Source organism: Pseudoblastomonas aquimaris, assembly GCF_035481675.1.
Taxonomy (GTDB): Bacteria; Pseudomonadota; Alphaproteobacteria; order Sphingomonadales; family Sphingomonadaceae; genus Alteriqipengyuania_B.
This window is the reverse complement of sequence record NZ_JAYJJW010000002.1, coordinates 255,540-281,716: the sequence shown is the minus strand read 5'-3', so window position 1 is coordinate 281,716 and position 26,177 is coordinate 255,540. Positions and strand designations below refer to the sequence as shown.

Sequence of the window (26,177 nt, the reverse complement as noted above, 5' to 3'; positions counted from 1 at the left end):
GATCGGTTGAGATACAAGCCGCCCGCTTCCCCTCAGGAGGCGGGCGATTTTTCTTCGCCTGCGTCGCGTGCGCGCAGGGAAAAGTCGGTCGGCTGGCGCAGCGGCACCAGCATGGTGCACTTCACACCTTCCGGATCGAAGCGAAGGTCGACAGGGCGGCCGAGCTCGTGCGCCACGATCTTCTCGATCAGGTCGGTGCCGAACCCGCGCGTGCGCTCCTGCTTCACTTCCGGACCGCCGCTTTCGGCCCAGTCGAGCTGGATCGTGTTGCCGTCCATCTCTTGCCACCGGATATCGATCCGCCCACCGGGCACGCTCAGCGCGCCGTATTTGGCGGCGTTGGTGGCGAGCTCGTGGATGGCAAGACCCAGCGACAGCGCATCATTGGGGGCAAGTTCGGAATCGGGGCCGTTGAGGTTGAGCATGCGCTCCGAATCCCGCGCGTAGGGGGCAAGCTCCGCCTCGATCACCGCGCGCACCGGGGTCGTGCCCCAGTCGGAATGCGTCAGCAGGTCATGCGTCGCGCTCAGCGCGCGGATGCGCCCGTCGATACCGTCGGCAAATTCGTCGAGCGAGCTGGCCCGCCGGCGGGTGAGCGCCACGATCGACAGCACGTTGGCAAGCGTGTTCTTCACCCGGTGGTTGAGCTCGCGGGTCAGCGAGTTGCGGATGGATGCCTGTTCGGCGAACCAGCTGATCGCGGCATCGTCCTCGAACGCCTGCTGCGTCAGCAGTCGCACGACCATCATCAGCAGCAAGGCCACCATCAGGCCGAACAGCAAGGTCAGCAGCGACAGCGTGGACAGCGCGGAAGTCGACGGCGCGTAGACTTCGAGTACCCAGCGGTGGTTTGCCAGGCGGATTTCCTGGCGAACCTTCTTGGCGCCGCCATCCTCCACCCCGGCACTGGCAAGCAACTGCTCTTTGCCATTCATGGTATCGTAGAAGCGGACACCGAAATCGCTGGCACCTTCCAGCTCGAGCGCAGACCCGAGGAAATCGGCGGCGTTGAACGGGCTGTAGATGAAGCCCTTGAGCCGCGGCCCGGCCTCTTCGCGCACGACCACCGGCATATAGATAAGGAAGCCGGGTTCGGGCGCCGCCCCTTCCTGCACCAGAACCACCTGCCCCGATGCGGTCGGGCGCAGATCGCGGAACGCCTCCTGCATGGCTTGGCGCCGGACAGTCTCGGAATACATGTCGAAGCCGAGCGCGCGGCGATTGCGCTCGGTATCGGGTTGCAGGAAAGTCACCGGGACGGCGAAGGGCTGGCCGGGGGCAAGTGCGGGAAAGATTTGCGTTCGCAGGCTGTTTTCGCTCTCTCGCGCGTCCGACCAGGCGGTGAATTCGCTGCGCCGCACGACCGGCGCCCAGCCGAAGCCCTCGGCCCCGCGATAATCGGCGTCGAGCCGCAATTCGCTGACGAAACGGTCGAAGCGGGACCGCGGCACTTCATCCAGCGTTGCGAACAGCGCAGCACCGGCCCGCAAATAGGAGGAATTGGCGTTGGCCCGCCTCTCCAGCGCGCTGGAGACGGCTTCTGCACGGGCGATCAGCATCGCATCGGTTCTCTGGTCCTCGCCCCGCTCCATAACGAAGACGGACAGCGCGGTGATCATCATCACCAGCGCGAACAGCGCCAGCGGGATCGCCCGCGGATATTCCACCAGCAACCTGCGCGAAAGCTTTCTTCGGGAGAGCGCAGGTGACAGCGGGAAAATTCCTTCTTTCGCCAAGGATAAGGCCCTCACAAGCGGGCCGGGTTCACAGTCCTGCCGGAAATGCGCGCAATTGCGGCGATAATCCGTGCATCGCGGGAACCGTGTAGGCCGGCTTTCGTTCCAATTTCCACGGACGACGGGGTACCAACTGTTAACAATTGGCACTCGGATTGATTGCTTTGCCGCCCGACGGGGCGACATTGGCTTGCAACACGCGTACTAAGGCATTCGAATGACATCGAAAGAACCCAACAAACCTGCCGACGAAGCGGGACCTCAGAAGGTCGGAACGGGAATGGACGGAATGGAAAGAGCAGGCACGGAAAAGGAGCCCGGTTGGGCGAACGGGTTGCGGCAATTATATGATTCCGTGGTGGAAGAGGACCTGCCCGACAGCTTCAAGGATCTGCTTTCGAAACTGGACGCGCCGAAGCACTGATGCCCAAACCGGAAAACAATCGCAGCGCCGAAGACCAGGCGGCCTTCAAGCGCGAACTGACGGAAGTCGTGCCGCACCTGCGCGCATTCGCGCGCGGCCTGTGCGGCCGCCCCGACATGGCTGACGACCTGGTGCAGGAAGCGCTCCTCAAGGCATGGGCCGCACAGCAGCGGTTCGAGCCGGGCACGTCGATGCGCGCCTGGACCTTCGTGATCCTGCGCAACGCCTACTTGACCGACATGCGCCGCAACCGCTTCCGCGGCGAGTATGACGAGACGGTGGCCGAACGCATCCTGACCGCCCCTGCCGGACAGGAAGAGCCTGTCCACCTGTCCGACATGCACCGCGCGCTGCTGACGCTGCCGCCCGAACGGCGCGAGGCGCTGTTGCTGGTCGGTGCCGGCGGCTTTTCCTACGAGGAAGCGGCCGAGATCTGCGGCTGCGCGGTCGGCACGATCAAGAGCCGCGTGGGCCGCGCTCGCGCCGCGCTCACCAGCATGCTCGAAGATGGCGACATCCCGCAGCGCTCGGTCGACGATGCGCGCGCGCACCGCGCCATCCTGGAAGAGCTGGACGATGTGGCCGCCGGCCTCGGCAAGTCCGAACCCACTCGCTAATCGGGCGAAAATGCGGCAAGACTCTCGCGCATGAGCGAAAGCGATCCCGTAACCCGCGCGGACACGGCCCCTGCCGACAGGCCGGTGCATGGTGCGCGCACGAGCCTGTTTCGTGCGGCGGCCTTTGCCGAACAGGAATTGCGGTTCATTTCCGTGCTGGTGGTGTTCATCGGTTTCGGGCTGTTCCTGGCGCTGCCCTTTGTCCTGTCGATCGGATCGGTGGTGTTCCTCCCCGTGGTGACGGCGCTGATGATCACCATCATCCTGTCGCCACTGGCCGACCGTTTCGCGGCATGGGGCCTGCCCAATATCCTGTCGTCGCTCTTCGCGCTGCTGGTGTTCTTCACGCTCGTCGTCTTCGCGCTTGCGCTGGTGTTCCTGCCGGCGGTCGACCTGATCGACGAGGTGCCGGCCATGTTCCGCACGATATCGGAGCGGCTGGGCGAATTGCGCGGCACCTTCGCGTGGGTCATCGAGCTCAACGACGATCTCGCCACGATGGTCGGCGGCAACACGCAGGACGGCCCGCAAGTCGTGCTCGCCGGGCCGAGCGTCCTGCAGCAGCTCGCCGTGGCAACGCCGACGGCGGTGCTGGCGATCCTGCTCACCTTCCTGATGGCCTTCTTCATGATCGAGGCGCGCGTGCGCATGCGCCGCCGCCTGCTGCTGGAACGCAGCGATTTCGGTGCCAGCGTCAAGGCCGCGCGCGTGATGCGCGACGTGCAGGACCGCGTCGCGAGCTACATCCTCACCGTCGCCATGATCAACGCCGGGCAAGGCGTGATCGTGGCGCTGGGCGCGTGGGCCCTCGGCGTGGATGCGCCGATCATGTGGGGCGGCCTCGCCGCGCTCCTCAATTTCCTGCCTTATATCGGCCCGGTAGCGATGATCGGCCTGCTGACGCTGTTCGGCGTCGGCACGGCAGAGACGATGCTGCTCGGCTTGATACCGGCGCTCGCCTATCTGGCCCTGCATACGATCGAGGCGAATATCGTCACGCCCACCATCCTCGGCGCGCGCTTCACCATGAACCCGGTCATGATCCTGATCGCGCTCAGCTATTTCTCCTGGATCTGGGGCATCACCGGCGCGCTGCTATCGGTGCCGATCCTGCTGACGCTGACGGCCCTGTTCGACCATGTCGGACGGCCCAACCTGATCGGCTTCCTGTTCGGCGAGCCGCTGTTCAATCCACCGGAGAGCGACGAGGTCCCCGCACCCGCCGCCACGATCACGGCGGCAGACTGACACAAAAAAGCCCGCCGTAATGGCGGGCTTTTCGTTGTCGGTGTGCAAGGAGAATCAGGCTGGGTAAGTCCAGCTCGATCCGCGCTCCATGTTTTCTGCCGCGAAGTCCCAGTCGAGGTGGTTCTCGATCACTTCCTTCAGGTATTCCGGGCGCTTGTTCTGGTGATCGAGGTAGTAGGCATGCTCCCACACGTCGATCGTCAGCAGCGGGTTGAAGTCGCTGTCGGCCAGAGTGTCGCCGTCATGCGTTTCCTCGATGCTGAGCTTGCCGCCCTTTTCGGCCAGCCACACCCAGCCGCTGGCGAAGTGGCCCGCGCCACGGTCGGCCAGCTTGTCCTTCAGTTCGGCGAAGCTGCCGAAAGCCTCGTCGATCTTGTCGGCCAGCGCGCCGCTCGGCGACTTGGCGTCGGCGCTCAGCGAATGCCAGTAGAAGCCGTGGTTCCAGCTCTGTGCGGCGTTGTTGAACAGGCCCTGGTCGCTATCGCGTGCGGCGGCGATGATGTCTTCCAGGCTCTTGTTCGCATGGTCCGTGCCTTCGATCGCCTTGTTGGTCTTGTCGATATAGGCCTGGTGGTGCTTGCCGTGGTGGTAGCTGAACGTCTCGGCGGAAATTGCCGGATCCAGCGCGTCGGCGGCGAAGGGCAGGTCGATGAGTTTGAAAGCCATGGTTGGATCCATTCTGTTGTAGTTGGGGATGTCATCGGGCCAACGCACGAGAGCGCCGTCGGGTCCGAAAAGTTTATGCCTCCACAGCGCCGCCGGTGCGCCGGTCGACCGTGCCCGCCAGCGCGACATTCATGGTGACGTTGCCGACGGTGCGCATCAGGTCCGGTATCATCTCCACCGCCACCAGCAGCGCCAGCGGCCCGATGGGCACGCCCATGGCGAGCGCGATGGGGCCGATGGACGTCACGAAGCTGACCGAGCCGGGCAGGCTGACGGAGCCGATGGTGGTGACGAGCGCCACCGCCGCCCCCGCCGCGAGCACGCCGGGGGTCAGTTCCACACCGGTCAGCACCGCGACATAGATCGCGACCGCCAGGTTCATCGCCGGGCTGGTTGCGCGGAAGATGGCGACCGCAAGCGGCAGCACGAAGTCCGCCGCAGCCGCGCGGATGCCGAGCCTGCGGCAGCTTTCGAGCATCGGCGGCAGGCTGGCGAGCGAGCTCTGGGTGGACAGCGCCACCGCCTGCGCTGGCACGATGGCGCGCCCGAAGCGCAGCGGCGAGAAGCCTGCCCCCGCCCATGCCACCACGTATGCGGCCACAAACACCACGAAGCCCATCGCCGAAACGGTCAGGATATAATGGCCGAGCGCGGCGATGGCCCCCGCGCCTGCGCGCGCCGCCATCCCGGTCGCCAGCGCGAACACGCCCACCGGCGCCAGCCATAACACCCAGCCGACGATGACCAGCATCGCATCAGCCAGCGCGGCGAAAAACCCCGCCATCTGCGCGCGCCGCGCCTCCGGCAAGCGGGCGATCGCGAACCCCAATGCGCCGAAGAAGATGATCAGCGGCAGCATCTGCGTTTCAGCGGCGGCCGCGATGATGTTCGGGCTGACCAGCGAAGTCAGGAAGTCGCCGAGGCCGGGGACTTGTTGCGGCTCCACCGTCTCGGCCGCCAGCACCTGCCCCGCCTCGATGGGCACGGGGAATAGCGCCAGCAGCGCCGGCATGGCGAAGGCGGCGAAAATCGTGCCCGCGGCAAGGATCGAGAAAATGCCGACCAGCGTGGTCTTGGCCATGGCGCCGGCCCGCGCGGTGGCGACCATCTTGCCGATGCCGACGACCAGCAGGGCGGCCACCAGCGGGATGATCGTCATCTGCAGGGCGCGCAGCCACAGCGACCCGACCGGCTCCGCCACCTGCAGAACCAGCTCCTCGGTCGAGGTGCCCGCAAGCAGGAGGCCCAGCACGATCCCGCCGACGAGGCCGGCAAAGGTCAGCCCCGCCGGCAGCTTGAGCACGGGCGGGGCGATGTCGGTGTCGGTTTGCGAAGGGCGCGCGGTCATGGCGGGCGTGACATTAGCGGCAAGGGACGGCATGGCAACGCCGCATCCACCGGTGATTTCACCGCAGCGACAAGACTTTCGAGGGAGACGGCAGGACATGGGCCGCAAGTATTTCGGCACGGACGGGATTCGCGGGCTGGCGGGCGGCAAGGTGCTCGACGCCGCGTTGGCGATGAAGGTGGGCCAGGCCGCCGGCGCACACTTCCTGCGCGGCGACCACCGCCACCGCGTGGTGATCGGCAAGGACACGCGCCTGTCGGGCTACATGATGGAAAACGCGCTGGTCGCGGGCTTCACCAGCGTGGGCATGGACGTGATCCAGACCGGGCCGCTGCCCACTCCCGCCGTCGCCTTGCTCACGCGGGAGATGCGCGCCGACATCGGGGTGATGATCTCGGCCAGCCACAATCCGTTTCACGACAACGGTATCAAGCTGTTCGGGCCGGACGGATACAAACTGTCGGACGAGGACGAGGAAGCGATCGAGGCGCTGATGGACGCCGCCCCCGACCATGCGGACGGCGATTCCATCGGCCGCGCCCGCCGGATCGAGGATGCGCGCGGCCGCTATATCCACGCGGTGAAGCAGTCGGTGGCGGACGACGTGCGGCTCGACGGGCTGAAAGTGGTGGTCGATTGCGCGCATGGTGCTGCCTACCAAGTCGCACCCTCGGCCATCTGGGAACTGGGTGCGGAGACGATCGCCATGGGCACCGCGCCCAACGGCCTCAACATCAACGACGGGGTCGGCTCCACCTCGCTCGATGCGATCAAGGCCCGGGTGCTGGCGGAAGGCGCGGACATCGGCATCGCGCTCGATGGCGACGCAGACCGGCTTATCGTGATCGACGAGAAGGGCGAGACGGTGGACGGCGACCAGATCATGGCGCTGATCGGCAGCCGCTGGGCCACGCGCGGGCGGCTGAAAGGCGGCGGCGTTGTCGCCACGGTGATGAGCAACCTCGGCCTGGAACGCTTCCTCCAGGGCGAAGGACTGGAGCTCGTGCGCACCAAGGTCGGCGACCGCCACGTCCTCTCCGCCATGCGCAAGGGCGGCTACAATGTGGGCGGCGAACAGTCGGGCCACATGATCCTGTCGGACTTCGCCACCACCGGCGACGGCACCGTGGCCGCGTTGCAGGTGCTGAGCGCCATGGTCCGCACCGGCAAGCCGGCAAGCGAGATGCTGCACCTGTTCGATCCGGTGCCGCAGCTCCTCAAGAACGTCCGCTACGATGGCGGCGATCCGCTGGACGCGGCGGCAGTGAAACAGGCCATCGCCGATGGCGAGAGCGATCTTGGCAGCGGCGGCCGGCTGGTCATCCGCAAGTCGGGCACCGAACCGCTTATCCGCGTGATGGCGGAAGGCGACGATGCGGGCCAGGTGGAGCGGGTCGTCGATTCGATCTGCGCCGCGGTGAAGGCCGCCGCCTGATGCTGGAAATGCGGCCCGATTGCGAGCGCTGCGGCGCGGACCTGCCGGCCGAGGTCGGCGGCGCGTTCATCTGCAGCTTCGAATGCACGTTCTGCGCGCCATGCGCCGATGCGCTGGACGAAGCCTGCCCCAATTGCGGCGGCGAATTGCTCGACCGGCCGACCCGCAGCAAAGCACTGCAGGCAAAGTTCCCCGCGTCCACGATGCGGAAGTTCGCATTGTGAGCGAAGCGCCCGCGAAGACGCCGCCGCGCATCCTGGTTATCGCCGGGTCCGACAGTTCGGGCGGCGCCGGCATCCAGGCCGACATCAAGACCGTCACCGTGCTGGGCGGCTATGCGATGACCGCGATTACCGCGCTGACAGCGCAAAACAGCGTCGGCGTGTTGGGCGTGGAGCCGGTTTCCGCCGATTTCGTCGCCGCGCAGATCGACAGCTGCCTGTCGGATATCGGGGCCGATGCGGTAAAGATCGGCATGCTGGGCTCGCCGCAAGTGGTCGAAGCCGTCGCCGGGCGCCTGCGCGGAACCGGGCTGCCCATCGTGCTCGACCCCGTCATGGTCGCCACCAGCGGCGCCCAGCTGGCGGCGGAGGAGACGGTCGCGGCCATGCGCGAACACCTGTTTCCCATCGCAAGCCTGCTGACGCCGAACCTGCCCGAACTCGCCAGGCTGATGAACACCGAACTATCGGATCGCGAATCGATCCACACCGCCAGCGGCCTCTTGGTCGGCACCACCGGATGCTCCGTCCTCACCAAGGGCGGCCACGGCGAGGGCGAGCGGATCGAGGACCTTTTCGTGCCGGTCGAGGGGCGCTGGGCCGAATTCGACGACGCACGGATCGAGACCGAACACACGCACGGCACGGGGTGCACCCTGTCCAGCGCCATCGCCACGCTGCTGGGTCACGGTGTGCCGATGGAACACGCGGTCCGGCTGGCGCGCAAGTTCGTGCGCGCGGCGATCCGGAACGCGCCCGGCTTCGGCGCGGGCCACGGTCCGCTGGGCCACCAGGCGGTGCGCTCGCTGGACTGACCCTAGCGGTCGAGGTCGTAGAATTCGGCGATCGCGGCCCACGCCTCGTCCGCCGTTTCGCACCACTGGAACAGCTCCAGGTCCTTGTGGCTGATCGTCCCTTCGTCGGCGATGGCTTCGAAATCGACCACACGGGTCCAGAAATCCTTGCCGAAAAGCAGGATCGGCATTTTCTTCATCTTGCCGGTCTGGATCAGCGTCAGCAGCTCGAAGAACTCGTCGAACGTGCCGAAACCGCCGGGGAACACCGCCACGGCCTTGGCGCGCAGCAGGAAGTGCATCTTGCGCAGGGCGAAATAGTGGAAATTCAGCGAAAGGTAGGGCGTCACATAGGGATTGGGCGCCTGTTCGTGCGGCAGCACGATGTTGAGGCCGACGCTTTCCGCGCCCGCATCGCTTGCGCCCCGGTTGGCGGCTTCCATGATCGACGGACCGCCGCCGGAGCAGACGACGAACTGGCGCTTGCCGTCCTCGACGATCGACTTTTCGCTGACCATGCGGGCCAGCTTGCGCGCCTCGCCGTAATACTTCGCTTTCTTGGCGAGGTTGCGCAGGACGCGGGCCTCGTCTTCCGGCAGCTTGGCGGCCTGCTCCTCAACCTCTTCCACGCTTTCGGGCGGCGGGATGCGGGCGGAACCGTACATCACCAGCGTGGAGCCGACGCCGGCCTCGTCCAGCAGCATTTCGGGCTTCAGCAGCTCGAGCTGGAACCGCACAGGGCGCAGCTCGTCCCGCAGCAGGAATTCCTTGTCCTGGAATGCCAGCTTGTAGGCCGGATGCCGCGTCTGCGGCGTGTCGGCCTGCTCGGTGGAGAACTTCGCCTCCTGGTCGGCGGGATAGAACTTACGGTCGGAAAGGTCGCGTTCGCTGGTCATCGCGCCGCCCTATCCGCGCGAGGCGGGAATGCCAAGCGGCTCAGCCCTGGCTTGCCTGGTAGACCATTCCCGAACGGTTGCCGGTGCGGCAGAAGGCGAGCACCGGGCCGGGCATTTCCTCCAGAGCGGTGGCGAATTCGTCCTTGCTGGCAGCGATATCGTCGGCCGAGGCGATTGGGATGAACCGCGTTTCCAGCCCGGCGTCTTCGGCGGCTGCGGCGACCTCGCTCCATTCCGGCTGGTCCGCTTCCTCGCCGTCTGGTCGGTTGCAGACGAGCGAACGGAACCCCGCCGCCTTGACCGCCTCGATATCTTCCGGCCGCACCTGTCCGGTGACGGCCAGGTTTTCGTTCAGCTGCTTCACGTCCATATCGCTCTCCATTCTCGTTGCCGCCTCGAGATAGGAAGCCGGCGCAGGCACGTCGAGACGTTCCGCGCGGAATCACGCGCGGGCACAGGGGTAAAGGATCGGGAAGGCTGGATGCCCCGCGAGGATTCGAACCTCGATTGACGGAGTCAGAGTCCGTAGTCTTGCCATTAGACGACGGGGCAATGGAGGCGCGCGTTTAGGGTCGCGAAACCTGTTCGTCAAGCGCTGCACTTGCCGGAAGGGGGCTTGGTCTGTAGCATCGCCCACAGGTCACCGTGCGGCCCCTTCGGACCGGCGGGCAGAAAGAAAGACAATGCGTATGGCGGACAGCGACCCGCCGGAGCAGCGGCCCCGCGCCGCACAGGAACACCCCTCTCCCGGACGCAGGCGGGACCAGGGCAAGCCGGCAGCGAAAAGCCGCGGTTCCAAGGGCTCCGGACCCCCGACAGGATCCCGCGGCAAGCGGCCGCATCCGGGCAATGGCAGCGCCCCTGCCGAGGCGCCACGCGCGGAAAGCTGGCGCCGCCCGCCGCACCGCTCCTATCGCCAGAGCTATGCCGCGATCGACCTCGGCACCAACAACTGCCGCCTGCTCATCGCGCGGCCTTCCGGCCCCAATTTCGTCGTCATCGATGCCTTCAGCCGCGTGGTCCGCCTCGGCGAGGACCTGGCGCATACCGGCCGGCTGTCCGACGCATCGATGGACCGCGCGGTCGAGGCGCTGAAAATCTGTTCCGACAAGCTGCGCAAGCGCGACGTCCACCTTGCCCGCTCGGTCGCGACCGAGGCCTGCCGCAGGGCCGAGAACGGCGAGGAATTCATCCAGCGGGTGAAGGACGAGACCGGCATCGCGCTCGACATCATCTCCGCCGAGGAGGAAGCGCGGCTGGCCGTGCTTGGCTGCCATATCCTGCTGGAAGACGGCGTCGGCCCGGCAATGATCTTCGATATCGGCGGCGGCTCGACCGAGCTGGTGCTGATCGAACCGGGCGGCCCCGTGCCGCGCATCATCGACTGGCAAAGCGTGCCGTGGGGCGTCGTCTCGCTGACCGACACCGCCGGGCGCGGACAGATCGACGACGATGTGAAGCGCGCCGCGCGCTACCGCAAGATGCGCGGCCTGGTGCGCGACAGTTTCGCCGAATTCGAGGAGCGCGTGCGGCCCCACCAATGCGCCGACATGCGCCTGCTCGGCACCAGCGGCACGGTGACGACCCTCGCCTCGGTCCACCTGGAGCTGCCCCAATACGACCGCAAGGCTGTGGACGGGCTGATCATGCCGAGCAGCGCGATGCGCGATGTCGCCAGCGGCCTTGCCGCGATGAAGCGCAGCGAGCGCGAGCTCTTGCCCTGCATCGGCCACGACCGGGCGGAACTGGTGGTGGCCGGCTGCGCGATCCTGGAAACCATCCTCGACCTGTGGCCCGCCAGCCGGCTGGGCGTGGCCGACCGCGGCATCCGCGAAGGCATCCTGCGCAGCCTGATGGCCGCCGACCACGAAGGCGATGTCGCCCGCGCCGAACTGCTCGCCGCCCGGCAGAGGGGCTTCTGATGGCGCGCAGCGGCAAGGATACGGACAAGCGGATCAAGACCGGACGCGGGCGCACCGCCAGCCAGATCCGCTGGCTGGAACGTCAACTCAACGACCCCTACGTGAAGCAGGCCAAGGCCGACCGCTATCGCAGCCGGGCGGCCTACAAGCTGATCGAGCTCGACGAGAAATTCGGGCTGCTGCAGAACGCCAGCCGCGTGGTCGACCTCGGCATCGCGCCGGGCGGCTGGGCGCAGGTGGTGCGCAAGAAGCGTCCCAAGGCGGGCATCGTCGGCATCGACCTCCTCGAAGTCGAGCCCATCGAGGGGGTGACGATCCTGCAGATGGATTTCATGGACGATGCCGCGCCCGATGCGCTGACCGAGGCGCTCGACGGGCCGCCGGACCTTGTCCTGTCCGACATGGCGGCCAACACGGTAGGCCACAAGCAGACCGACCATTTGCGCACCATGGGCCTGGTCGAGACGGCGGTCGATTTCGCGGTTCAGACGCTGGAGCCGGGCGGCGCCTTCGTGGCCAAGGTGCTTGCTGGCGGCACCGATAACGAGCTGCTGAAGCTGCTCAAGGCCAATTTCACCAGCGTGAAACACGCCAAGCCGCCGGCCAGCCGCAAGGGCTCGTCCGAGTGGTACGTGGTGGCGAAAGGGTTCAAGGGCCGCGACTGACGCGGCCCCGCGCGAGCGTCAAGCCCGCGAAATCAAACCGTCAGGTCAGATGGCGTCGTTTTCGACTTCCTGCTCGGCATCGTCGGCGATTTCGTCGCCCGCCACGCCTTCGGCGATCCCGGTATCCTCGGCCGCCTCGGCGCCTTCGGCACCCTCTTCACCTTCTGCCGCATCGTCCGCTTCGGGGACGAATTCAGGCACCGCCAGGCTGGAACCCATGGAATTGAGGTACAGCGAGATCGATGCGCGGTCTTCGATGCTGGAAAGACCGGCGAAGCTCATCTTCGTACCGTTGGCAAAGGCGCGCGGGCTCTTGAGCCAGGCGTCCATGTTTTCCCAGTCCCAGACGCCGCCCTTTTCCGCGAGCGCGCTGGAATAGGCGAAGCCGGCGACATGCTTGCCGATGGGTTGGCCCATCACGCCCCAAAGGTTCGGACCGATACCGTTCGGGCCGCCTTGCGCGATGGAGTGGCAGGCGCTGCACTTCGAAAACAGCGCTTCACCGGCGCTGGCGCTTACGCCTTCCAGGTTGAGTGCTTCCGCGACCGACATTTCGCTGCCGCCTTCGCCGCCTTCCGCACCTTCGACGAAGAAGCCGGGATTTTCCGGCATTTCAGCCTCGTCGCCATGGTAGATCTTCTGGCTGATGTAGGCGGTGCCCATGGCTACGACACCTGCGAACAGGGTCCAGCCGGCGATGGTGTTGAAACGGTCGTCCATGAGAATCCCAATGCTCGGGGAGAATTTCGGTTGCGCGCGACTTAGAGCGATGGGGTGCGCTTCGCAAGGGGGGTATCCGGCCATGGGCAGCGGTTTTCGCTGCGCGCTTGTCCGGCCCCGCGCATGTCCCTAAGCCGCGGGAATGGACGCTTTCCCTGCCCCCGCCGCCGCCATGGTCGAACAGATGCGCGATGCCGCGCGCAGCGATCCCGCCGCCGCGATCGCCTTCCAGGGCGCGCCCGGCGCCAATTCGCATCGCGCGATCATGGAATATGCACCCGACGCGCTCGCCCTGCCCTGCCCGGGCTTTGCCGATGCGCTGGAAGCGGTGAAGGACGGGCGCGCCGGCGCAGCGATGATCCCGATCGAGAACAGCCACAACGGCCGCGTCGCCGACATCCATTTCCTGCTGCCCGAAAGCGGCCTTGCCATCGTGGACGAGCATTTCATGGCGATCAGCCACGCGCTGGTGGCGATGTCGGACGGGCCATTCAAGATCGCCTATAGCCACCCACAGGCTATCGGCCAGTCGCGTGCATACCTCCGCGCGAAGGGCATCACCGGGCTGAGCCATGCCGATACCGCCGGGGCCGCGGCTTATGTGGCCGAGCGCGGCGATCCCGACATCGCCGCCCTGGCCCCTGCGATGACGGCCGAGCTCTATGGACTCAAGGTGATCGAGGAGCATGTCGAGGACGCGCGCGACAACACGACCCGCTTCGTCGTCCTGGCGCGCGAACCGCGCGATCCCGCCGCAATCGAGGAACGCGATGTGATGACCACCTTCATCTTCACGGTGAAGAACGTGCCCGCCGCGCTCTACAAGGCGATGGGCGGGTTTGCGACCAACGGCGTCAACATGACGAAGCTGGAAAGCTACCAGCAGGGGGCGAGCTTTTCTGCCTCCACATTCTATGCCGACATCATCGGCGGACCGGGCGATCCGGCGGTCGACCGCGCGATGGAAGAACTCGCTTTCCATTGCCGCGAATTGCGCATCCTCGGCACCTATCCGATCGCGCGCGAACGCGGCTAGGCCCGGCGACCCATCCGCGCTTGAGAATAGCGGCGATAGCTGTCACCACTTCCCTCGTGACGACGGGTCGGGGGCAGCAGGCGGCAGGCGAGGCCGGTAGCGCATTCATGCGCGACTACGAGGCGGTGCGCGCCGACGAGGCGATCCAGTACGCCCCCGTCGCGGTCGAGCCGCCCAGTCCCCCGCCCGATTGGCTTTTGAAGCTGCAGGAATTCCTCGGCCGGATGGTTGCTTCGGTCGCCGACTTCTTCGGGGCGAGCTGGCCGGTGATGAAGTGGGTGCTCATTGCGGCGGGGGCCGCAGCGCTCGTCTTCGTCATCGTGCGCATGTTCGAGCTTCGCGCGCCGCGCGCCCCGCGCGAGGACGAGGAAGCGGCCGAATGGACGCCCGACCGCGCGCAGGCGGTCGCCCTGCTGGAAGATGCCGACCGGCTCGCCGGCGAAGGCCGGTATGACGAGGCGGTGCACCTGCTCTTGCAACGCAGCGTGGGCCATATCGCAGCCGCGCGGCCCGAATGGCTCGATCCGTCCAGCACGGCGCGGGAGATCACCCGCCTGCCCGGCCTGCCGGACGCCGCCCGCCGCGCCTTTTCCGCGATAGCCGAGCGGGTGGAACGCAGCCTGTTCGCGCTGCGCTCGCTCGACGCGCAGGACTGGACGGTCGCCCGCGCCGCCTATTCCGATTTCGCCCTGCAGCGCTTCGAACGGGGGATCGCATGAGCGCGCCGGGCAACACCAGGGCGATGCTGGGGGTCATCCTGATCGGCTTCGCCAGCTTCCTCGGCCTGCTGTACCTGCTCGGTTCGGGGGAAGGCGGCAATGTTTCCGGCCGCGGCGGCAACCACGCGGCGAGCGCGGGGCTGGACGGCTATCGCGCGATGCGCAAGCTGGCCGAACGGCAGGGCTACGGCGTCACGCTCGCCCGCGACCGCGAAGCGCTCGGGCAGGCGGCGCTTACCGTGCTGACCCCGCCGCTCAACGCGGATGGCGAGGAGCTGGACGACCTCATCGACCGGCGCCGCCGCGACGGGCCGACCATCGTGATCCTGCCGAAATGGGTCGGCATGCCGGCGGGCGAGAAACCCGGCTGGATCCGCCCCTACGTGCCCGCCGCGCCGACCTGGGTCGCCGATGTCGATGCTTTCGACGGGCTGGAACTGGTCGAAAGCGAGGAGCCGCGCCGCGGATGGCGGGGCTTCGGCCTGCAGGGCGATTTCCCGCGCGACGGCGAGGTCATCTCGATGCGCGGCGGCCATTGGCGCTCGCTCGTGCGCGATGGCGAGGGGCGGCGGCTGGTCGCCATCCTCGACGACGGGAGCGCGCCCTTCGACCTGTTCGAAAGCGGCGCGTTGGACGGCGCGGGTTATGACGACGACCCGGACGAATGGCCGCTAATGGTGATCAGCGAGCCCGACCTCGTCAACAACTGGGGCTTTGCCGATCCCGCCGAAGCGCTGCTGGCGATGAAGCTGCTGGACGTAATGGCCAGCGAAACGGAGGAGCGGCGCATCGTTTTCGACATCACGCTCAACGGGCTGGCTGCGGAAAGCAACGTGCTCTCGCTCGCCTTCAGGCCACCGTTCCTCGCCGCGACGCTGTGCCTGCTGCTCGCCGCGATCGCGCTCGGCTGGCGCGGCACGGCTCGGTTCGGCCCTGCCTTGGCGGAGGATCGCGAGATCGCTTTCGGCAAGAGCCAGCTGGTCGCCAACAGCGCCGCGCTGGTGGAGCGGACCCGCCGCTTCCACCTGCTGGGCGCGCCCTATGCCGCGTTGATGCGGCGCAAGCTCGCCCGCCGGCTCGGCATCGCCCGGCGCGGTGCGGACCGGGAACTGGAACACGAAATCGACCTGCGGCTGCTGCGCCGCGGCAGGGGCGACGCCGCCTTCACCGGCCCCGCCGCCGCCCTGCGCGGATCGGACAAGCCCGCCGACATATTGCGCGCCGCACGCGCGCTCAAAGACCTCGAAAGGACGCTCCTATGACCACCGGCACCACCCCTGCCCCGCATTCGGCGATGACGCTCGATGACCTGAAGGCGCTGGCCGATGCCATCCGCGCGGAGACGGCGAAGGCCATCGTCGGGCAGGACGCGATGGTCGACCAGCTGCTCGTCGCCCTTTTCGCGCGCGGCCACGTGCTGGTGGAAGGCCCGCCGGGAACCGCGAAGACCTTCCTCGCCCAGACCTTCGCCACCGCGCTCGGCCTCGATTACGGGCGCATCCAGTTCACGCCCGACCTGCTCCCGGGCGACATCCTCGGCTCCAACCTGTTCAATTTCCAGACCAGCCAGTTCACGCTGACGCGCGGGCCGGTCTTTACCGAGCTGCTGCTGGCGGACGAGATCAACCGCACGCCGCCCAAGACGCAGGCCGCCCTGCTGGAAGCGATGCAGGAGCGCCGCGTCACTCTGGACGGGGAAGTCCACCCGCTTGCCGACCAGTTCATGGTGATCGCGACGCAGAACCCGATCGAGAACCAGGGCGTCTACCCGCTGCCCGAAGCCCAGCTCGACCGTTTCCTGTTCAAGCTGCTGGTGCCCTATCCCAGCGCGGAGGAAGAGGCTGCCATCGTCAAGCGCTTCGGCGCGCATTCGGGCACGCTGTCGCCGGCTGACTACGGCGTCGGGCGCGTTGCGGACAAGGGCGCGCTCGATGCGGCGAACGCAGCGGTCGCGGGCGTGACGCTGGCCGACGAGATCGGCGATTACGTGGTCCGGCTGGTGCGCGGCACGCGCGACAGCAGCGATTTGTCCAGCGGCGCCAGCCCGCGCTCCGCCGTGCTGCTCGCCAACGCCGCCCGCGCCCGCGCGGCGCTCGACGGGCGCGACTACGTGGTGCCGGACGATGTGAAGGCGCTCGCCATGTCGGTGCTGCGCCACCGCCTCGTCCTGTCTCCCGCCGCCGAGATCGAAGGCCGCGACATAGAAACGCTGGTCGCCGACATGGTCGAGAACACGGAGGCGCCGCGCTAGGCCTGTGAAAACGCCGTCAATCGTCCCCACCGCCCGCACCGTGATGCTGGCCGCGCTTGCCGCGCCGGTCGCCGCGCTGCTCGCCGCCTTTGCGCCCGGCGCATGGATCGCGGCCCCGGCGGCGGCGGGCACACTGCTGGTGCTGGTACTGCTCGACGGAACCATGGCCGCGCGGCTGGCGGAATGGCACCTCGCAATCCCGCCGACGGCCGAAATCGGCCAGCCGACCGCCGTGGGCCTCTCGCTCGACTTCGCCGGCACGCCGCACGGGGGCGATTTCGCCTTCGCGTGCGATCCGCGCCTTGCCGGGGGCGGCCGGATCGACGGTGCCATTACGCGCGGTGCGGAGGGCGATTGGGAAGCGGCGACCGTCACCCGCCCGACCCGCCGGGGCATGGGCAGCATCGACCATGTGTGGATCGGCTGGCGCGGTCCGCTGGGCCTTGCGCGGCGGCAAGTCTCCGCCGCGGTAGAGGCGGCGGTACGCATCCGGCCCGATCTCTCGCCCGTGCGCAGCCCGGCCCTGCAGACCCTGCTGCGCGACGCGCAATTCGGCCTGATGGCGCGGCGCCTGCGCGGCGAAGGCACGCAGTTCGAAGCACTGGTGGAATACCAGCCGGGCATGGACCGCCGCCGGATCGACTGGAAATCCTCCGCCAAGCACGTCCGCCTCAACGCTCGCGAGAACGAGGTCGAGCGTAACAACCAGATCGTCTTCGCGTTCGACTGCGGCCAGACCATGTGCGAACCGGTGGACGGCCTGCCGCGCATAGACCGGGCGATTTCCGCCGCCCTCACCAGCGCCTATGTCGCGCTGAAGGGCGGCGACAAGGTGTCGCTGTTCGGCTTCGCCCAGCGGCCCGAGGTCGCGACGCCCTTCTATGCCGAGACCGGTGCCTTCGGCCGCCTGCAGAACGCCGCGGCGGAGCTCGACTACCACACCGCCGAACCCAACTTCACCCTCGGCCTCGCCACGCTTGCCTCGCGGTTGCAGCGGCGATCGCTGGTGATCCTGTTCTCCGACTTCACCGACCCCACTTCCGCCCAACTGATGCTGGAAGGGGTCGGGCGGCTGCTCGATACGCATATCGTCCTGTTCGTCACCTTCGAGGATACCGAGCTGGAAGAGCTGGCGGAGGCCGAACCCGCAGCCATGCCCGACATTGCCGGGTCGGTCGCGGCGGACACGCTGCTGACCCGGCGCGCCTTCGTGCTTTCGCGCCTGCGCCAGATGGGCGCCGACGTGATCGAGGCGCCGTGGCAATCGCTCGGCTTCGCGGTGATCGACCGCTACCTTGCCATCAAGCGCCGGGGGCGGATCGGATGAATGCCCCCGCGACCGACCTTGCGCTGCTGCGCTCCGACACGTTCCGCAAGGAACGGCAGGACGAATGGGAACGGCTGGAAGAACTGCTGACCCGGATGGAGAAAGGCCGCCTTCGCCGCCTGTCCGACGAGGATGTGCTGGCGATGCCTGCGCTCTACCGGACGGCAGCGTCCAGCCTTGCCGTGGCGCGCGAGACATCGCTCGATGCGGCGACCATCGCTTACCTGGAGGCGCTGGTCCAGCGCGCGTGGTTCCAGGTCTATGGCCCGCGCATCGGCCTGTGGCGCTGGCTGCGCGATTTCCTGGGCGGCGGCTGGCCCGCGCGCCTGCGGCAGATGTGGCTCGACATTTACATCGCCTTTGCCGTGATGTTCGCCGGCACGCTGATCGGCTGGCTGCTGTGCGCAGGCGACGACAACTGGTTCTACCGCCTCGTCCCGGCAGGCATGGCGGGCGGGCGCGGCCCCGATGCCTCCCCCCAGCTGCTTTCCGAAAGCCTGTTCGGCGGCGGGGAGGAGACCGAAGGCCTGTCGCTTTTCGCGACCAGCCTGTTCAGCAACAATGCGGGCGTCTCCATCCTCGCCTTTGCACTGGGCTTCGCCTTCGGCATCCCCACGCTCTTGCTGCTGCTCTATAATACCGCGCTGCTCGGCGCGATGCTGTGGCTGTTCTTCCGCGCCGACCTCGGCTGGGATTTCGTCGCCTGGCTCAGCGTCCACGGCACGACGGAGCTGACCGCGATCATGCTGGCGGGCGCGGCGGGGCTCCACATCGGGCGGACCATGGCCTTCCCCGGCAACCGCGCGATCATGGCCGCGGCGAAATCCGCCGGCGTCCGCGCGGCGGTGGTGATGGTCGGGGTCGTCATCATGATGAGCCTTGCCGCCGTGCTCGAAGGTTACGTGCGGCAGCTGGTCACGGACACCGCGACGCGCTTCGTCATCGGCGGGTCCATCGGCGCCCTGTGGCTCGCCTATTTCGTCGGCGCGGGGCGCGGCCTGGCTGCGAAGCCCGGCCGGGCGGAGGATACGCCATGACGCCGCTGGTGCCCGATGCCGGGGCGGTCCGCGCGGTGGTGACGCCGGAAGGGCTGCCGATGAAGCTGGCGCTGGCCAGCCGCGGCGCGCGGTTCGGGGCGCTGGTGCTCGACCTCACCATCATGGCCGTCACCGTCCTCGCCGTGTTCCTGCTGGCCTTGTGGGCCGCGAACGGCGCCGCCAATCTCGAACGCTCGCTCGAAGGACTGGCGATCGTCGTCATCCTGTTCCTGTTCTTCTTCAAGAACGGCTATTTCGCCTTCTTCGAGCTGGGCCCACGCGGGGCGACGCCGGGCAAGCGCGCAGTCGGCATCCGCGTGGCGGACCGCAGCGGCGGGCGGCTGTCGGCCGAGGCGGTAATCGCCCGCAACCTGCTGCGCGAAGTGGAGATATTCATCCCCATCATCTGGTTGCTGACGTCGGACTGGGGCAGCCTCGTCAGCTGGCTCGGCCTGCTGTGGTTCGGCATTTTCAGCTTCTTCCTGTTCTTCAACAAGGACCGCATGCGTGCAGGCGACATCATCGCGGGCACATGGGTGGTCGAACGGCCGCGCAGCGAGCTGGGCGACCTCCTTTCCGCCAGCGAAGGCGCGCGCGGGCGGTCGGCCTCGACCGGCGCAACCTATCGTTTCGGCGAAGAGGAACTGTCGGTCTATGGCGAGCACGAATTGCAGGTGCTGGAGCGCGTCCTGCGCGAAGACCGGCCCGACGCCATCGAGCAGGTGGCGCAGACCATCGCTGCAAAAATCGGCTGGGATGCAGGGTCGGGCGACGAGCGCGTCTTCCTGGAGGCTTTTTATGCCCAGCTGCGCGCCCGGCTGGAGCGGGGGATGCAGTTCGGCAATCGCAAGAAGGACAAGTTCTCGTGAGCCGCGCCTACGCCATCCGGCAAGACGCGCTGTGCGATCCCGCGGTGCTCGCCCTGCTGCAGGCGCATCTCGACGAGATGCACCGCTGGTCGCCGGCCTGCAAGGTGCACGCGATGCCGGCAGAGCGGCTGCGCGCGCCCGATGTTACGTTCTTTGCCGCATGGGATTGCGAGGCGCTGGCGGCGGTCGGGGCGCTGAAGGAGCTGTCGCCAACGCGCGGCGAACTCAAGTCGATGCGCGCCGCCCTGGCCTATCGCGGCAAGGGTGCCGGGCGCGCGATGCTTGACCACCTCCTCGCCGAAGCGCGGGCGCGGGGCTACGAGTGGGTGGGGCTCGAAACCGGCCGGGCCGAAGCGTTCGCTCCGGCCGTGCGCTTCTATGCGGCCAACGGTTTCGCCGAATGCGAGAATTTCGGCGACTACGTGTCCGACGATTTCAGCCTGTGCATGGCCCGGACACTGTGAGGCCTCAATTGCCCTCGTCGGCGTAAAGCGCGACTTCGTTCAGGCCGAAGCTGTTGGCGCGCCCTCGGTACATGCCGGGCGTATCAAAGCTGAAAAACGTCGCGCCGTCCGGCAAGGCGACGATCACGCCGCCGGTACCGCCCAGCGCCGCCATTTCGGCCATTACCTCATCAACGATAGCGCGCTGCACGCGGAAGATGTTCGAAACGTAGGCGTCTGCGCCGGTCGCCCCCACCGCTTCGCGCTCCCGCTCCCTGTAGGCGGCGCCCTCGATCCGGAGACGCGTGCAGATTTCGTGCGCCACGGCCACGCGGATGAAATACTCGCCGGTACCGGTGGCGCTGACCGCGCAGCTGCGGTTGTCGGCATAGGTGCCCGCGCCCACCACCGGCGCATCGCCGATGCGGCCCCAGCGCTTGCCGGTCAGCCCGCCGGTGGACGTGCCCGCGGCCATGTTGCCCGCGCTGTCGAGCGCCACCGCGCCGACCGTGCCGAACTTGTTGTCGCCCGCTTGCAGTACGCTCAACTCTCGCGCCTTCACGCCCTCCAGCGCCCGCACGCGCGGTTCGGTGATGAAATAGGACGGGTCGGCGAATTCCAAGGCCCGGTCGGCGGCGAAGCTTTCCGCCCCGCTGCCGGACAGGAATACGTGGGGCGAATTGTCCTTGACCTCGCGCGCCAGCAGGATCGGGTTCCGGACCGTGCGCACCCCGGTGACCGCACCCGCTTCGCGCTGCTCGCCGGTCATGATCGCGGCATCAAGCTCGGCCACGCCGTCCCACGTCAGCACCGCGCCGCGGCCTGCGTTGAAGCGCGCGTCGTCTTCCATGATGACGATGGCCGCGATCACCGCGTCTTGAGCGCTGCCGCCTTCGGCCAGCACCTTGCTGCCCGCATCGAGCGCGGCCTGCAGCGCGGCGCGATATTCCGCCTCTCGCTCCTCGCTCATGTCTTCCCGTCGGATCGTGCCCGCACCGCCGTGGATGGCGATCGACCAGCGCGGCGGCTCTTCCGGTGCGACTTCCTGAGCGGAGGCAGGCAGCGCCAGTGCGGCAGAAGCCACGACAATCGACATGATCCAGTTTTTCATCGGCTTTCCCCAGTAAGCGACCATCCGCTGCGGCCTTCTGTCCCCATCCCGATTTCGGGCTCGGCGCTTGTTGTGCTAGCAAGATCCCCGCGGAGAACAAAACTCGCAAAAGGGGACAGCAAGAATGAATGGATTCAACAGGCAATTCGACAGCGATCTGGCGCTGGCGATATTGGAAAAGGCAGCGATGGCGATCGGCATCCTCATCGTCACCTGGGCGTTGGCGAAGGCGGCGAAATGGGCGTTCGCCAAATTGGTCGACAATGTTTCATTCTTTTCACGGGAAACCTCGAGCGGCACCAGCCTCGGTGAAAGCCTGGGCAAGATCGTCAGCCTGTTGATCTGGCTGTTCGGCCTGCTAGCCATCCTTTCCGTGCTGGAACTCGGCGCCGTTGCGGGGCCGATCAACACCCTGCTCGAAAACGTGATGGACTTCATTCCCAACCTGGTCGGGGCGGGCCTCATCTTCTTCATCGGGGTCATGGTCGCGCGCATCGTGCGCGATCTCGTCGTCACCTTCCTGCAGACGCTGGACCTCGACAAATGGGCCAATCGCGGCGGGGTGGACAGTGTCACCGGCAACAGCGCGATCAGCAAGACCATAGGCACGATCGTCTACGTCCTGATCATCATCCCGGTCGCCATCGCGGCGCTGGATGCGCTCGACATCGCGGCTATCAGCGATCCGGCCAGCAACATGCTGACGATCATCCTGAACGCGATCCCGAACATCATCGGGGCGGCCATCCTGCTGGGCATCGGCTACCTGATCAGCCGCTTCGTGGTGCAGATCATCGGCGAGGTCCTGCCGGGCCTCGGCGTCGACCGCTCCATCGCGGCGACCGGGCTCGTCAGCGAAGGCACGAGCGTGTCGAACATCATCGCGCGCATCGTGCAGGTGGCGATCATCCTGTTCTTCGCCATCGCGGCGACGCGGATGCTGGGCTTCCCGGAACTGACCGCCATCCTCGACGAGGTGCTGGAACTCGGCGCCCGCGTCGTCTTCGGTGCGGTGGTCATCGGCTTCGGCTTCCTGATCGCCAACCTGCTCGCCAAGCTGGTGAGCGGGGCGGACGGGTCCTCCACCGCAGGCACGGTGGTCCGCTGGGCCACGATCGTGCTCTTCACCTTCATGGGCCTGTCCTACACCGGCGTCGGCGACATCATCACGGAAACCGCCTTCAGCGCGATCGTGATCGGCATCGCCGTGGCAGGGGCGCTCGCCTTCGGCCTCGGCGGGCGCGAGTGGGCCGGACGCCAGCTGGAAAAGTGGGAAGGTTCCGAAGGTGGCGCCGGCACGACCCGCACCACCGGCCCGACCGACAACGACCCGCTGCCGCCTGGCGCGTAAGCGCTTCGCAAGCCAAAACGACAAGGGGGCGCCGGGCAGCAAGTCCGGCGCCCCTTTCGTTTGCCGCGCCGCGGTGCCAAGAGAAGCGCGAAGGAGACAGGCGATGGGCGATTTCGGCAAGACCAGCACGGCGGACGAGGTACTCGCCGAGATCGACATGGTCGGGCGCACGGTGCTGATCACCGGTGCCTATTCCGGACTTGGCAAGGAAACGGCGCGGGCGATGGCGGCCCGCGGGGCGCATGTCATCCTGTCCGGCCGCGACGCGGGGAAGCTGGACGATGCGAAGGCCGAAATCGCCGATGCCACCGGCGCGCAGATCGATACGCTGGTGTGCGACCTCGCCTCGATCGAAAGCTGCCGCACTGCCGGGAAGCAGGCGCAGGAGCGTTTCGACAAGATCGACCTGCTGATCAACAACGCCGGCATCATGGCCTGTCCCGAAATGCAGACCGCCGACGGGTTCGAAATGCAGTTCGGCACCAACCATCTCGGCCATTTCGTACTGACGAAATACCTGCTGCCGCTGCTGGAGAAGGGCAGCGGACAGCGCATCGTCAACCTGTCGAGCCGCGGGCACCACATCGACCGCGTCCACCTGGACGACCTGTTTTTCGAGGATCGCGACTACGATCCATGGCTGAGCTACGGCCAGTCGAAAACCGCCAACGTTCTGTTCGCCGTGGGGCTGGAACAGAGGTTCGCGGACAAGGGCATCCACGCCTTTGCGCTGCATCCCGGCGGGATCATGACCAACCTGTCGCGCCACATGACCGAAGCGGACATGGCCGCGCTGATGGATCGGATCCGCAAGAACGCGGAAGAAAGCGGGCAGGAGCCCGATCCGTTCAAGACCATCCCGCAAGGCGCGGCGACCACCTGCTGGGTCGCGACTGCACCTGAACTGGGCGGGCGCGGCGGGCTCTATGCGGAAGACTGCCACATCGCCGAAGTGGACGACGAGGACCCGATGGGAGGCGTGCGGTCCTACGCCATCGATCCCGCCATCGCCGACGCGCTATGGGCGAAATCGGAGGAACTGACCGGCAAAAGCTGGGGCTGAGGCCCCCAGTTCAGTCCCGGCTTAGAGCCAGTCGAGCTTCTTGAACAGGCTCACCAGCCCGACGAAGATCGCAAGGCAGACCGCGGTGACCAGCCAGAAACCGTCCACCGTGTCTGTCCACGGCATCCCGCCCACGTTGATGCCGAACAGGCCGGTCAGGAAACCGAGAGGCAGGAAGATGCCGGCCACGATGGTCAGCACGTAGGTCGCCTTCTCGTTGCTGGCGAGGGCGCGGGCGCGCAGTTCGTCCATCAGGACCACGGCGCTTTCCTTGCTGATGTCGATATCGTCGAGATAGCGGCGCAGGCGGTCGATCGATTCGGCGATTTCGCGCCGGTCGTGATCCTCGAACCAGGCGGGTGCTTCGCGGCTGATCCGCTCCAGCGCCTCGTGCTGCGGCGACATGTGGCGCTTCAATCCGAGGCAGTTGCGGCGGATGGCGGCAATGCGGCCCAGCATGCCTTCCGGGTCCTTTTCCGGATCCTCCTCCTCCAGCGCGTCGATCACGTCGTTCATGTCGACGATCGACTGGTTCATCCGCGCGATCATGAATTCGGCGAGCAGGGTTATCGTTGCGCCTGCGTCGGGCGGGCCGATCCCGCGGTCGATCAGGGCGAGTACGTCGCGCGGTGTCTGCAGCGGATGGCGCCGCAGCGTGACCAGCCGTCGCCCGTCGCACCACAGTTGCATGGAGATCATGTCCTCCGGCTCCGCCCCCGGATTGAAATTGATCCCGCGCAGCGTGCTGACCAGCGTGCCGCCTTCGCTGAAAGCGCGCGGGCGGGTGGAATCCGACACCAGCAATTCCGCCGTGGGTTCGGGGACGAAAAGCGAACCCTCCAGCCATTCCTGCACACCGGGCCGGTTGCGGCAGAGGTGCACCCACAGCACCTCGTCCGGGCCGGCCGGCTGCCATTCGCGCGCCTCGTCCCAGCCGATGGGGCGGCCGCCGCCCTTCCCGTTTAGCACGCGGCCGAAGAGCAGGGGGCCGTCGAGATCGTTCGTGTCGCGCGGGTCGTTCATGGCGCGCGTTCATGGCGCATTGCACTGCGAATTCCCATACGCATTCGCAAAGGTCGCAAAACTGCAGCAGATGCGCCATATGGAGCGCGCGAGAACTTACCGAGACACATGACAATGAATGCCATCCGCCCCTGGCGCACGATCGAGCGCCGTCAGTCCCGCCAGATCATGGTCGGCAACGTGCCGGTCGGCGGCGATGCGCCGATTACCGTGCAAACGATGACCAACACGCCCACGGAAGACGCGGTTGCCACGATCGACCAGATCCGCCGGTGCGAGGAAGTGGGCGCGGACATCATTCGCGTCTCGGTGCCCACGAAAGAGGCGAGCGAGGCTTTCGGCAAGATCACGAAGGCGGCGCGCGTGCCGATCGTCGCGGACATCCATTTCCATTACAAGCGCGCGCTGGAAGCGGCCGACGCAGGCGCGGCCTGCTTGCGCATCAACCCCGGCAACATCGGTTCGTCGGAGCGCGTGGCCGAAGTCGTTCGCGCCGCCAAGGCCAACGGCTGCGCCATCCGCATCGGCGTGAACGCCGGCAGCCTCGAAAAGGACCTGCTGGAAAAATACGGCGAGCCCTGCCCTGAAGCGCTCGTGGAAAGCGCGCTCGACCATATCAAGCTGCTGCAGGACCACGATTTCCACGAATACAAGGTCGCGGTGAAGGCATCCGACGTGTTCCTCGCCGTCGCGGCCTACCACGCGCTTGCCGAAACGGTCGATTGCCCGCTGCATCTCGGCATTACCGAGGCGGGCGGACTGATTGGCGGGACGGTGAAGTCTTCCATCGGCATCGGCAGCCTGCTGTGGGCCGGCATCGGCGACACGATCCGCGTGTCGCTTTCCGCCGAGCCGGAGCAGGAAGTGAAGGTCGGGTTCGAGATGCTGAAAGCGCTCGGGCTGCGCACCCGCGGCGTGCGCGTCGTCTCCTGCCCCAGCTGCAGCCGCCAGGGTTTCGACGTGATCCGCACGGTCGAGGCGCTGGAAAAGCGGCTCGAGCATATCAAGACGCCGATGAGCCTGTCGGTGCTCGGCTGCGTGGTCAACGGCCCCGGCGAAGCGCGCGAGACCGATATCGGCATCACCGGCGGCGGCGCGGGCAAGCACATGGTCTACCTGTCCGGCGTGACCGACCACCACGTCCAGAGCGAGGCGATGCTCGACCACGTGGTCAGGCTTGTCGAGGAAAAGGCTGCCGCCATCGAGGCGGGCGAAGCCACCGCCTTCGATCCGCACGCCGTGGCGGCGGAATAGG

Annotated in this window: 27 protein-coding genes and 1 tRNA gene; 19 read left to right on the top strand and 9 right to left on the bottom strand. The window is 67.1% G+C overall.

The genetic code is table 11. The features are described 5' to 3' along the window. Positions 1–32: 32 nt before the first annotated feature. Positions 33–1,667, bottom strand: coding sequence for a CHASE domain-containing protein (locus VCJ71_RS11455; RefSeq protein WP_324641264.1), 1,635 nt, complete (start codon positions 1,665–1,667; stop codon positions 33–35). A 286-nt stretch (positions 1,668–1,953) separates the two neighbouring features. Between VCJ71_RS11455 and VCJ71_RS11450 the strand changes: the two genes are divergently transcribed. From VCJ71_RS11450 to VCJ71_RS11440, 3 genes are read left to right on the top strand one after another with little or no spacing between them, the layout of a single operon-like run. Continuing rightward, positions 1,954–2,160, top strand: a complete 207-nt coding sequence (locus VCJ71_RS11450; protein ID WP_324641262.1) for a NepR family anti-sigma factor — start codon at positions 1,954–1,956, stop codon at positions 2,158–2,160. Further along, on the top strand, positions 2,160–2,777 hold the full coding sequence (locus tag VCJ71_RS11445; protein ID WP_324641260.1) for a sigma-70 family RNA polymerase sigma factor: 618 nt from the start codon (positions 2,160–2,162) through the stop codon (positions 2,775–2,777). The genes VCJ71_RS11450 and VCJ71_RS11445 overlap by 1 nt, the downstream gene beginning before the upstream one ends. Before the next feature lie 30 nt (positions 2,778–2,807). Continuing rightward, positions 2,808–4,025 carry an AI-2E family transporter gene (locus tag VCJ71_RS11440; protein WP_324641259.1) on the top strand — a complete coding sequence of 406 codons (1,218 nt, stop codon included), beginning with the start codon at positions 2,808–2,810 and terminating at the stop codon, positions 4,023–4,025. Positions 4,026–4,079: 54 nt separating this feature from the next. Here the strand turns inward: VCJ71_RS11440 and VCJ71_RS11435 are convergent, their stop codons facing one another. Both VCJ71_RS11435 and VCJ71_RS11430 read right to left on the bottom strand, forming a co-directional pair. Continuing rightward, entirely contained in the window at positions 4,080–4,691 is a 612-nt protein-coding gene (locus tag VCJ71_RS11435; RefSeq protein ID WP_324641258.1) for a superoxide dismutase, read from the bottom strand. A 73-nt stretch (positions 4,692–4,764) separates the two neighbouring features. After that, positions 4,765–6,039 (bottom strand): dicarboxylate/amino acid:cation symporter, encoded by a 1,275-nt coding sequence (locus VCJ71_RS11430; protein ID WP_324641257.1) that lies wholly within the window; start codon positions 6,037–6,039, stop codon positions 4,765–4,767. A 97-nt stretch (positions 6,040–6,136) separates the two neighbouring features. Between VCJ71_RS11430 and glmM the strand changes: the two genes are divergently transcribed. Genes glmM through thiD form a run of 3 tightly spaced genes read left to right on the top strand, consistent with a single transcriptional unit; the run spans position 6,137 to position 8,510 of the window. Continuing rightward, entirely contained in the window at positions 6,137–7,474 is a 1,338-nt protein-coding gene (glmM, locus tag VCJ71_RS11425) for a phosphoglucosamine mutase (RefSeq protein ID WP_324641256.1), read from the top strand. Further along, positions 7,474–7,698: a DUF1272 domain-containing protein gene (locus VCJ71_RS11420; protein WP_324641255.1), complete on the top strand. Its 225-nt coding sequence runs from the start codon at positions 7,474–7,476 to the stop codon at positions 7,696–7,698. Before glmM ends, VCJ71_RS11420 begins: the two co-directional genes overlap by 1 nt. Beyond that, positions 7,695–8,510 (top strand): bifunctional hydroxymethylpyrimidine kinase/phosphomethylpyrimidine kinase, encoded by an 816-nt coding sequence (gene thiD, locus VCJ71_RS11415; protein WP_324641254.1) that lies wholly within the window; start codon positions 7,695–7,697, stop codon positions 8,508–8,510. Before VCJ71_RS11420 ends, thiD begins: the two co-directional genes overlap by 4 nt. 2 nt (positions 8,511–8,512) lie before the next feature. On the opposite strand, the gene VCJ71_RS11410 is transcribed toward thiD, so the two are convergent. The 3 genes from VCJ71_RS11410 to VCJ71_RS11400 form a co-directional block, all read right to left on the bottom strand. Then, positions 8,513–9,385 carry an LOG family protein gene (locus VCJ71_RS11410; RefSeq protein WP_324641253.1) on the bottom strand — a complete coding sequence of 291 codons (873 nt, stop codon included), beginning with the start codon at positions 9,383–9,385 and terminating at the stop codon, positions 8,513–8,515. A gap of 40 nt (positions 9,386–9,425) precedes the next feature. Beyond that, on the bottom strand, positions 9,426–9,767 hold the full coding sequence (locus VCJ71_RS11405) for a protein tyrosine phosphatase family protein (RefSeq protein WP_324641252.1): 342 nt from the start codon (positions 9,765–9,767) through the stop codon (positions 9,426–9,428). A 96-nt stretch (positions 9,768–9,863) separates the two neighbouring features. Then, positions 9,864–9,937: transfer RNA gene (locus VCJ71_RS11400), tRNA-Gln, on the bottom strand. Positions 9,938–10,074: 137 nt separating this feature from the next. Between VCJ71_RS11400 and VCJ71_RS11395 the strand changes: the two genes are divergently transcribed. Both VCJ71_RS11395 and VCJ71_RS11390 read left to right on the top strand, forming a co-directional pair. Next, positions 10,075–11,307: a Ppx/GppA phosphatase family protein gene (locus VCJ71_RS11395; protein ID WP_324641532.1), complete on the top strand. Its 1,233-nt coding sequence runs from the start codon at positions 10,075–10,077 to the stop codon at positions 11,305–11,307. Then, complete coding sequence (locus tag VCJ71_RS11390) at positions 11,307–11,972, top strand: RlmE family RNA methyltransferase (RefSeq protein ID WP_324641251.1); 666 nt, start codon at positions 11,307–11,309, stop codon at positions 11,970–11,972. The genes VCJ71_RS11395 and VCJ71_RS11390 overlap by 1 nt, the downstream gene beginning before the upstream one ends. A 45-nt stretch (positions 11,973–12,017) precedes the next feature. Here the strand turns inward: VCJ71_RS11390 and VCJ71_RS11385 are convergent, their stop codons facing one another. After that, positions 12,018–12,692: a c-type cytochrome gene (locus VCJ71_RS11385; RefSeq protein WP_324641250.1), complete on the bottom strand. Its 675-nt coding sequence runs from the start codon at positions 12,690–12,692 to the stop codon at positions 12,018–12,020. A gap of 142 nt (positions 12,693–12,834) precedes the next feature. Here VCJ71_RS11385 and VCJ71_RS11380 point away from each other — a divergent pair, with 142 nt between their 5' ends. The 8 genes from VCJ71_RS11380 to VCJ71_RS11345 are packed head-to-tail and all read left to right on the top strand — an operon-like array spanning position 12,835 to position 20,395. Beyond that, entirely contained in the window at positions 12,835–13,728 is an 894-nt protein-coding gene (locus VCJ71_RS11380) for a prephenate dehydratase (protein WP_324641248.1), read from the top strand. 56 nt (positions 13,729–13,784) lie between these two features. Further along, positions 13,785–14,447 carry a hypothetical protein gene (locus VCJ71_RS11375; protein WP_324641246.1) on the top strand — a complete coding sequence of 221 codons (663 nt, stop codon included), beginning with the start codon at positions 13,785–13,787 and terminating at the stop codon, positions 14,445–14,447. Further along, a complete protein-coding gene (locus VCJ71_RS11370) occupies positions 14,444–15,709 on the top strand; it encodes a DUF4350 domain-containing protein (protein WP_324641245.1) in 1,266 nt (421 codons plus the stop codon). The genes VCJ71_RS11375 and VCJ71_RS11370 overlap by 4 nt, the downstream gene beginning before the upstream one ends. A 32-nt stretch (positions 15,710–15,741) precedes the next feature. Further along, a complete protein-coding gene (locus VCJ71_RS11365) occupies positions 15,742–16,698 on the top strand; it encodes an AAA family ATPase (RefSeq protein WP_324641531.1) in 957 nt (318 codons plus the stop codon). Positions 16,699–16,702: 4 nt separating this feature from the next. Further along, positions 16,703–18,025 carry a DUF58 domain-containing protein gene (locus VCJ71_RS11360; protein WP_416379170.1) on the top strand — a complete coding sequence of 441 codons (1,323 nt, stop codon included), beginning with the start codon at positions 16,703–16,705 and terminating at the stop codon, positions 18,023–18,025. Continuing rightward, positions 18,022–19,062, top strand: coding sequence for a stage II sporulation protein M (locus VCJ71_RS11355; RefSeq protein ID WP_324641244.1), 1,041 nt, complete (start codon positions 18,022–18,024; stop codon positions 19,060–19,062). The genes VCJ71_RS11360 and VCJ71_RS11355 overlap by 4 nt, the downstream gene beginning before the upstream one ends. Beyond that, complete coding sequence (locus tag VCJ71_RS11350; protein WP_324641243.1) at positions 19,059–19,931, top strand: RDD family protein; 873 nt, start codon at positions 19,059–19,061, stop codon at positions 19,929–19,931. Before VCJ71_RS11355 ends, VCJ71_RS11350 begins: the two co-directional genes overlap by 4 nt. Further along, the gene (locus tag VCJ71_RS11345; protein ID WP_324641242.1) at positions 19,928–20,395 is read left to right on the top strand and encodes a GNAT family N-acetyltransferase; all 468 of its coding nucleotides are present in this window, start codon (positions 19,928–19,930) and stop codon (positions 20,393–20,395) included. Before VCJ71_RS11350 ends, VCJ71_RS11345 begins: the two co-directional genes overlap by 4 nt. Before the next feature lie 4 nt (positions 20,396–20,399). Here VCJ71_RS11345 and VCJ71_RS11340 read toward each other — a convergent pair whose 3' ends face one another. After that, a complete protein-coding gene (locus VCJ71_RS11340; RefSeq protein WP_324641241.1) occupies positions 20,400–21,485 on the bottom strand; it encodes an isoaspartyl peptidase/L-asparaginase family protein in 1,086 nt (361 codons plus the stop codon). Between the two features lie 124 nt (positions 21,486–21,609). On the opposite strand from VCJ71_RS11340, the gene VCJ71_RS11335 reads away from it, so the two are divergent. Together VCJ71_RS11335 and VCJ71_RS11330 are read left to right on the top strand one after the other, a co-directional pair. After that, positions 21,610–22,836 (top strand): mechanosensitive ion channel, encoded by a 1,227-nt coding sequence (locus VCJ71_RS11335; RefSeq protein ID WP_324641240.1) that lies wholly within the window; start codon positions 21,610–21,612, stop codon positions 22,834–22,836. 103 nt (positions 22,837–22,939) lie between these two features. Beyond that, entirely contained in the window at positions 22,940–23,899 is a 960-nt protein-coding gene (locus VCJ71_RS11330) for an SDR family NAD(P)-dependent oxidoreductase (RefSeq protein ID WP_324641239.1), read from the top strand. Positions 23,900–23,920: 21 nt separating this feature from the next. Here VCJ71_RS11330 and VCJ71_RS11325 read toward each other — a convergent pair whose 3' ends face one another. After that, on the bottom strand, positions 23,921–24,922 hold the full coding sequence (locus tag VCJ71_RS11325; protein WP_324641238.1) for a zinc transporter ZntB: 1,002 nt from the start codon (positions 24,920–24,922) through the stop codon (positions 23,921–23,923). Between the two features lie 114 nt (positions 24,923–25,036). Between VCJ71_RS11325 and ispG the strand changes: the two genes are divergently transcribed. Next, entirely contained in the window at positions 25,037–26,176 is a 1,140-nt protein-coding gene (ispG, locus tag VCJ71_RS11320) for a flavodoxin-dependent (E)-4-hydroxy-3-methylbut-2-enyl-diphosphate synthase (RefSeq protein WP_324641529.1), read from the top strand. Position 26,177: the final 1 nt, after the last annotated feature.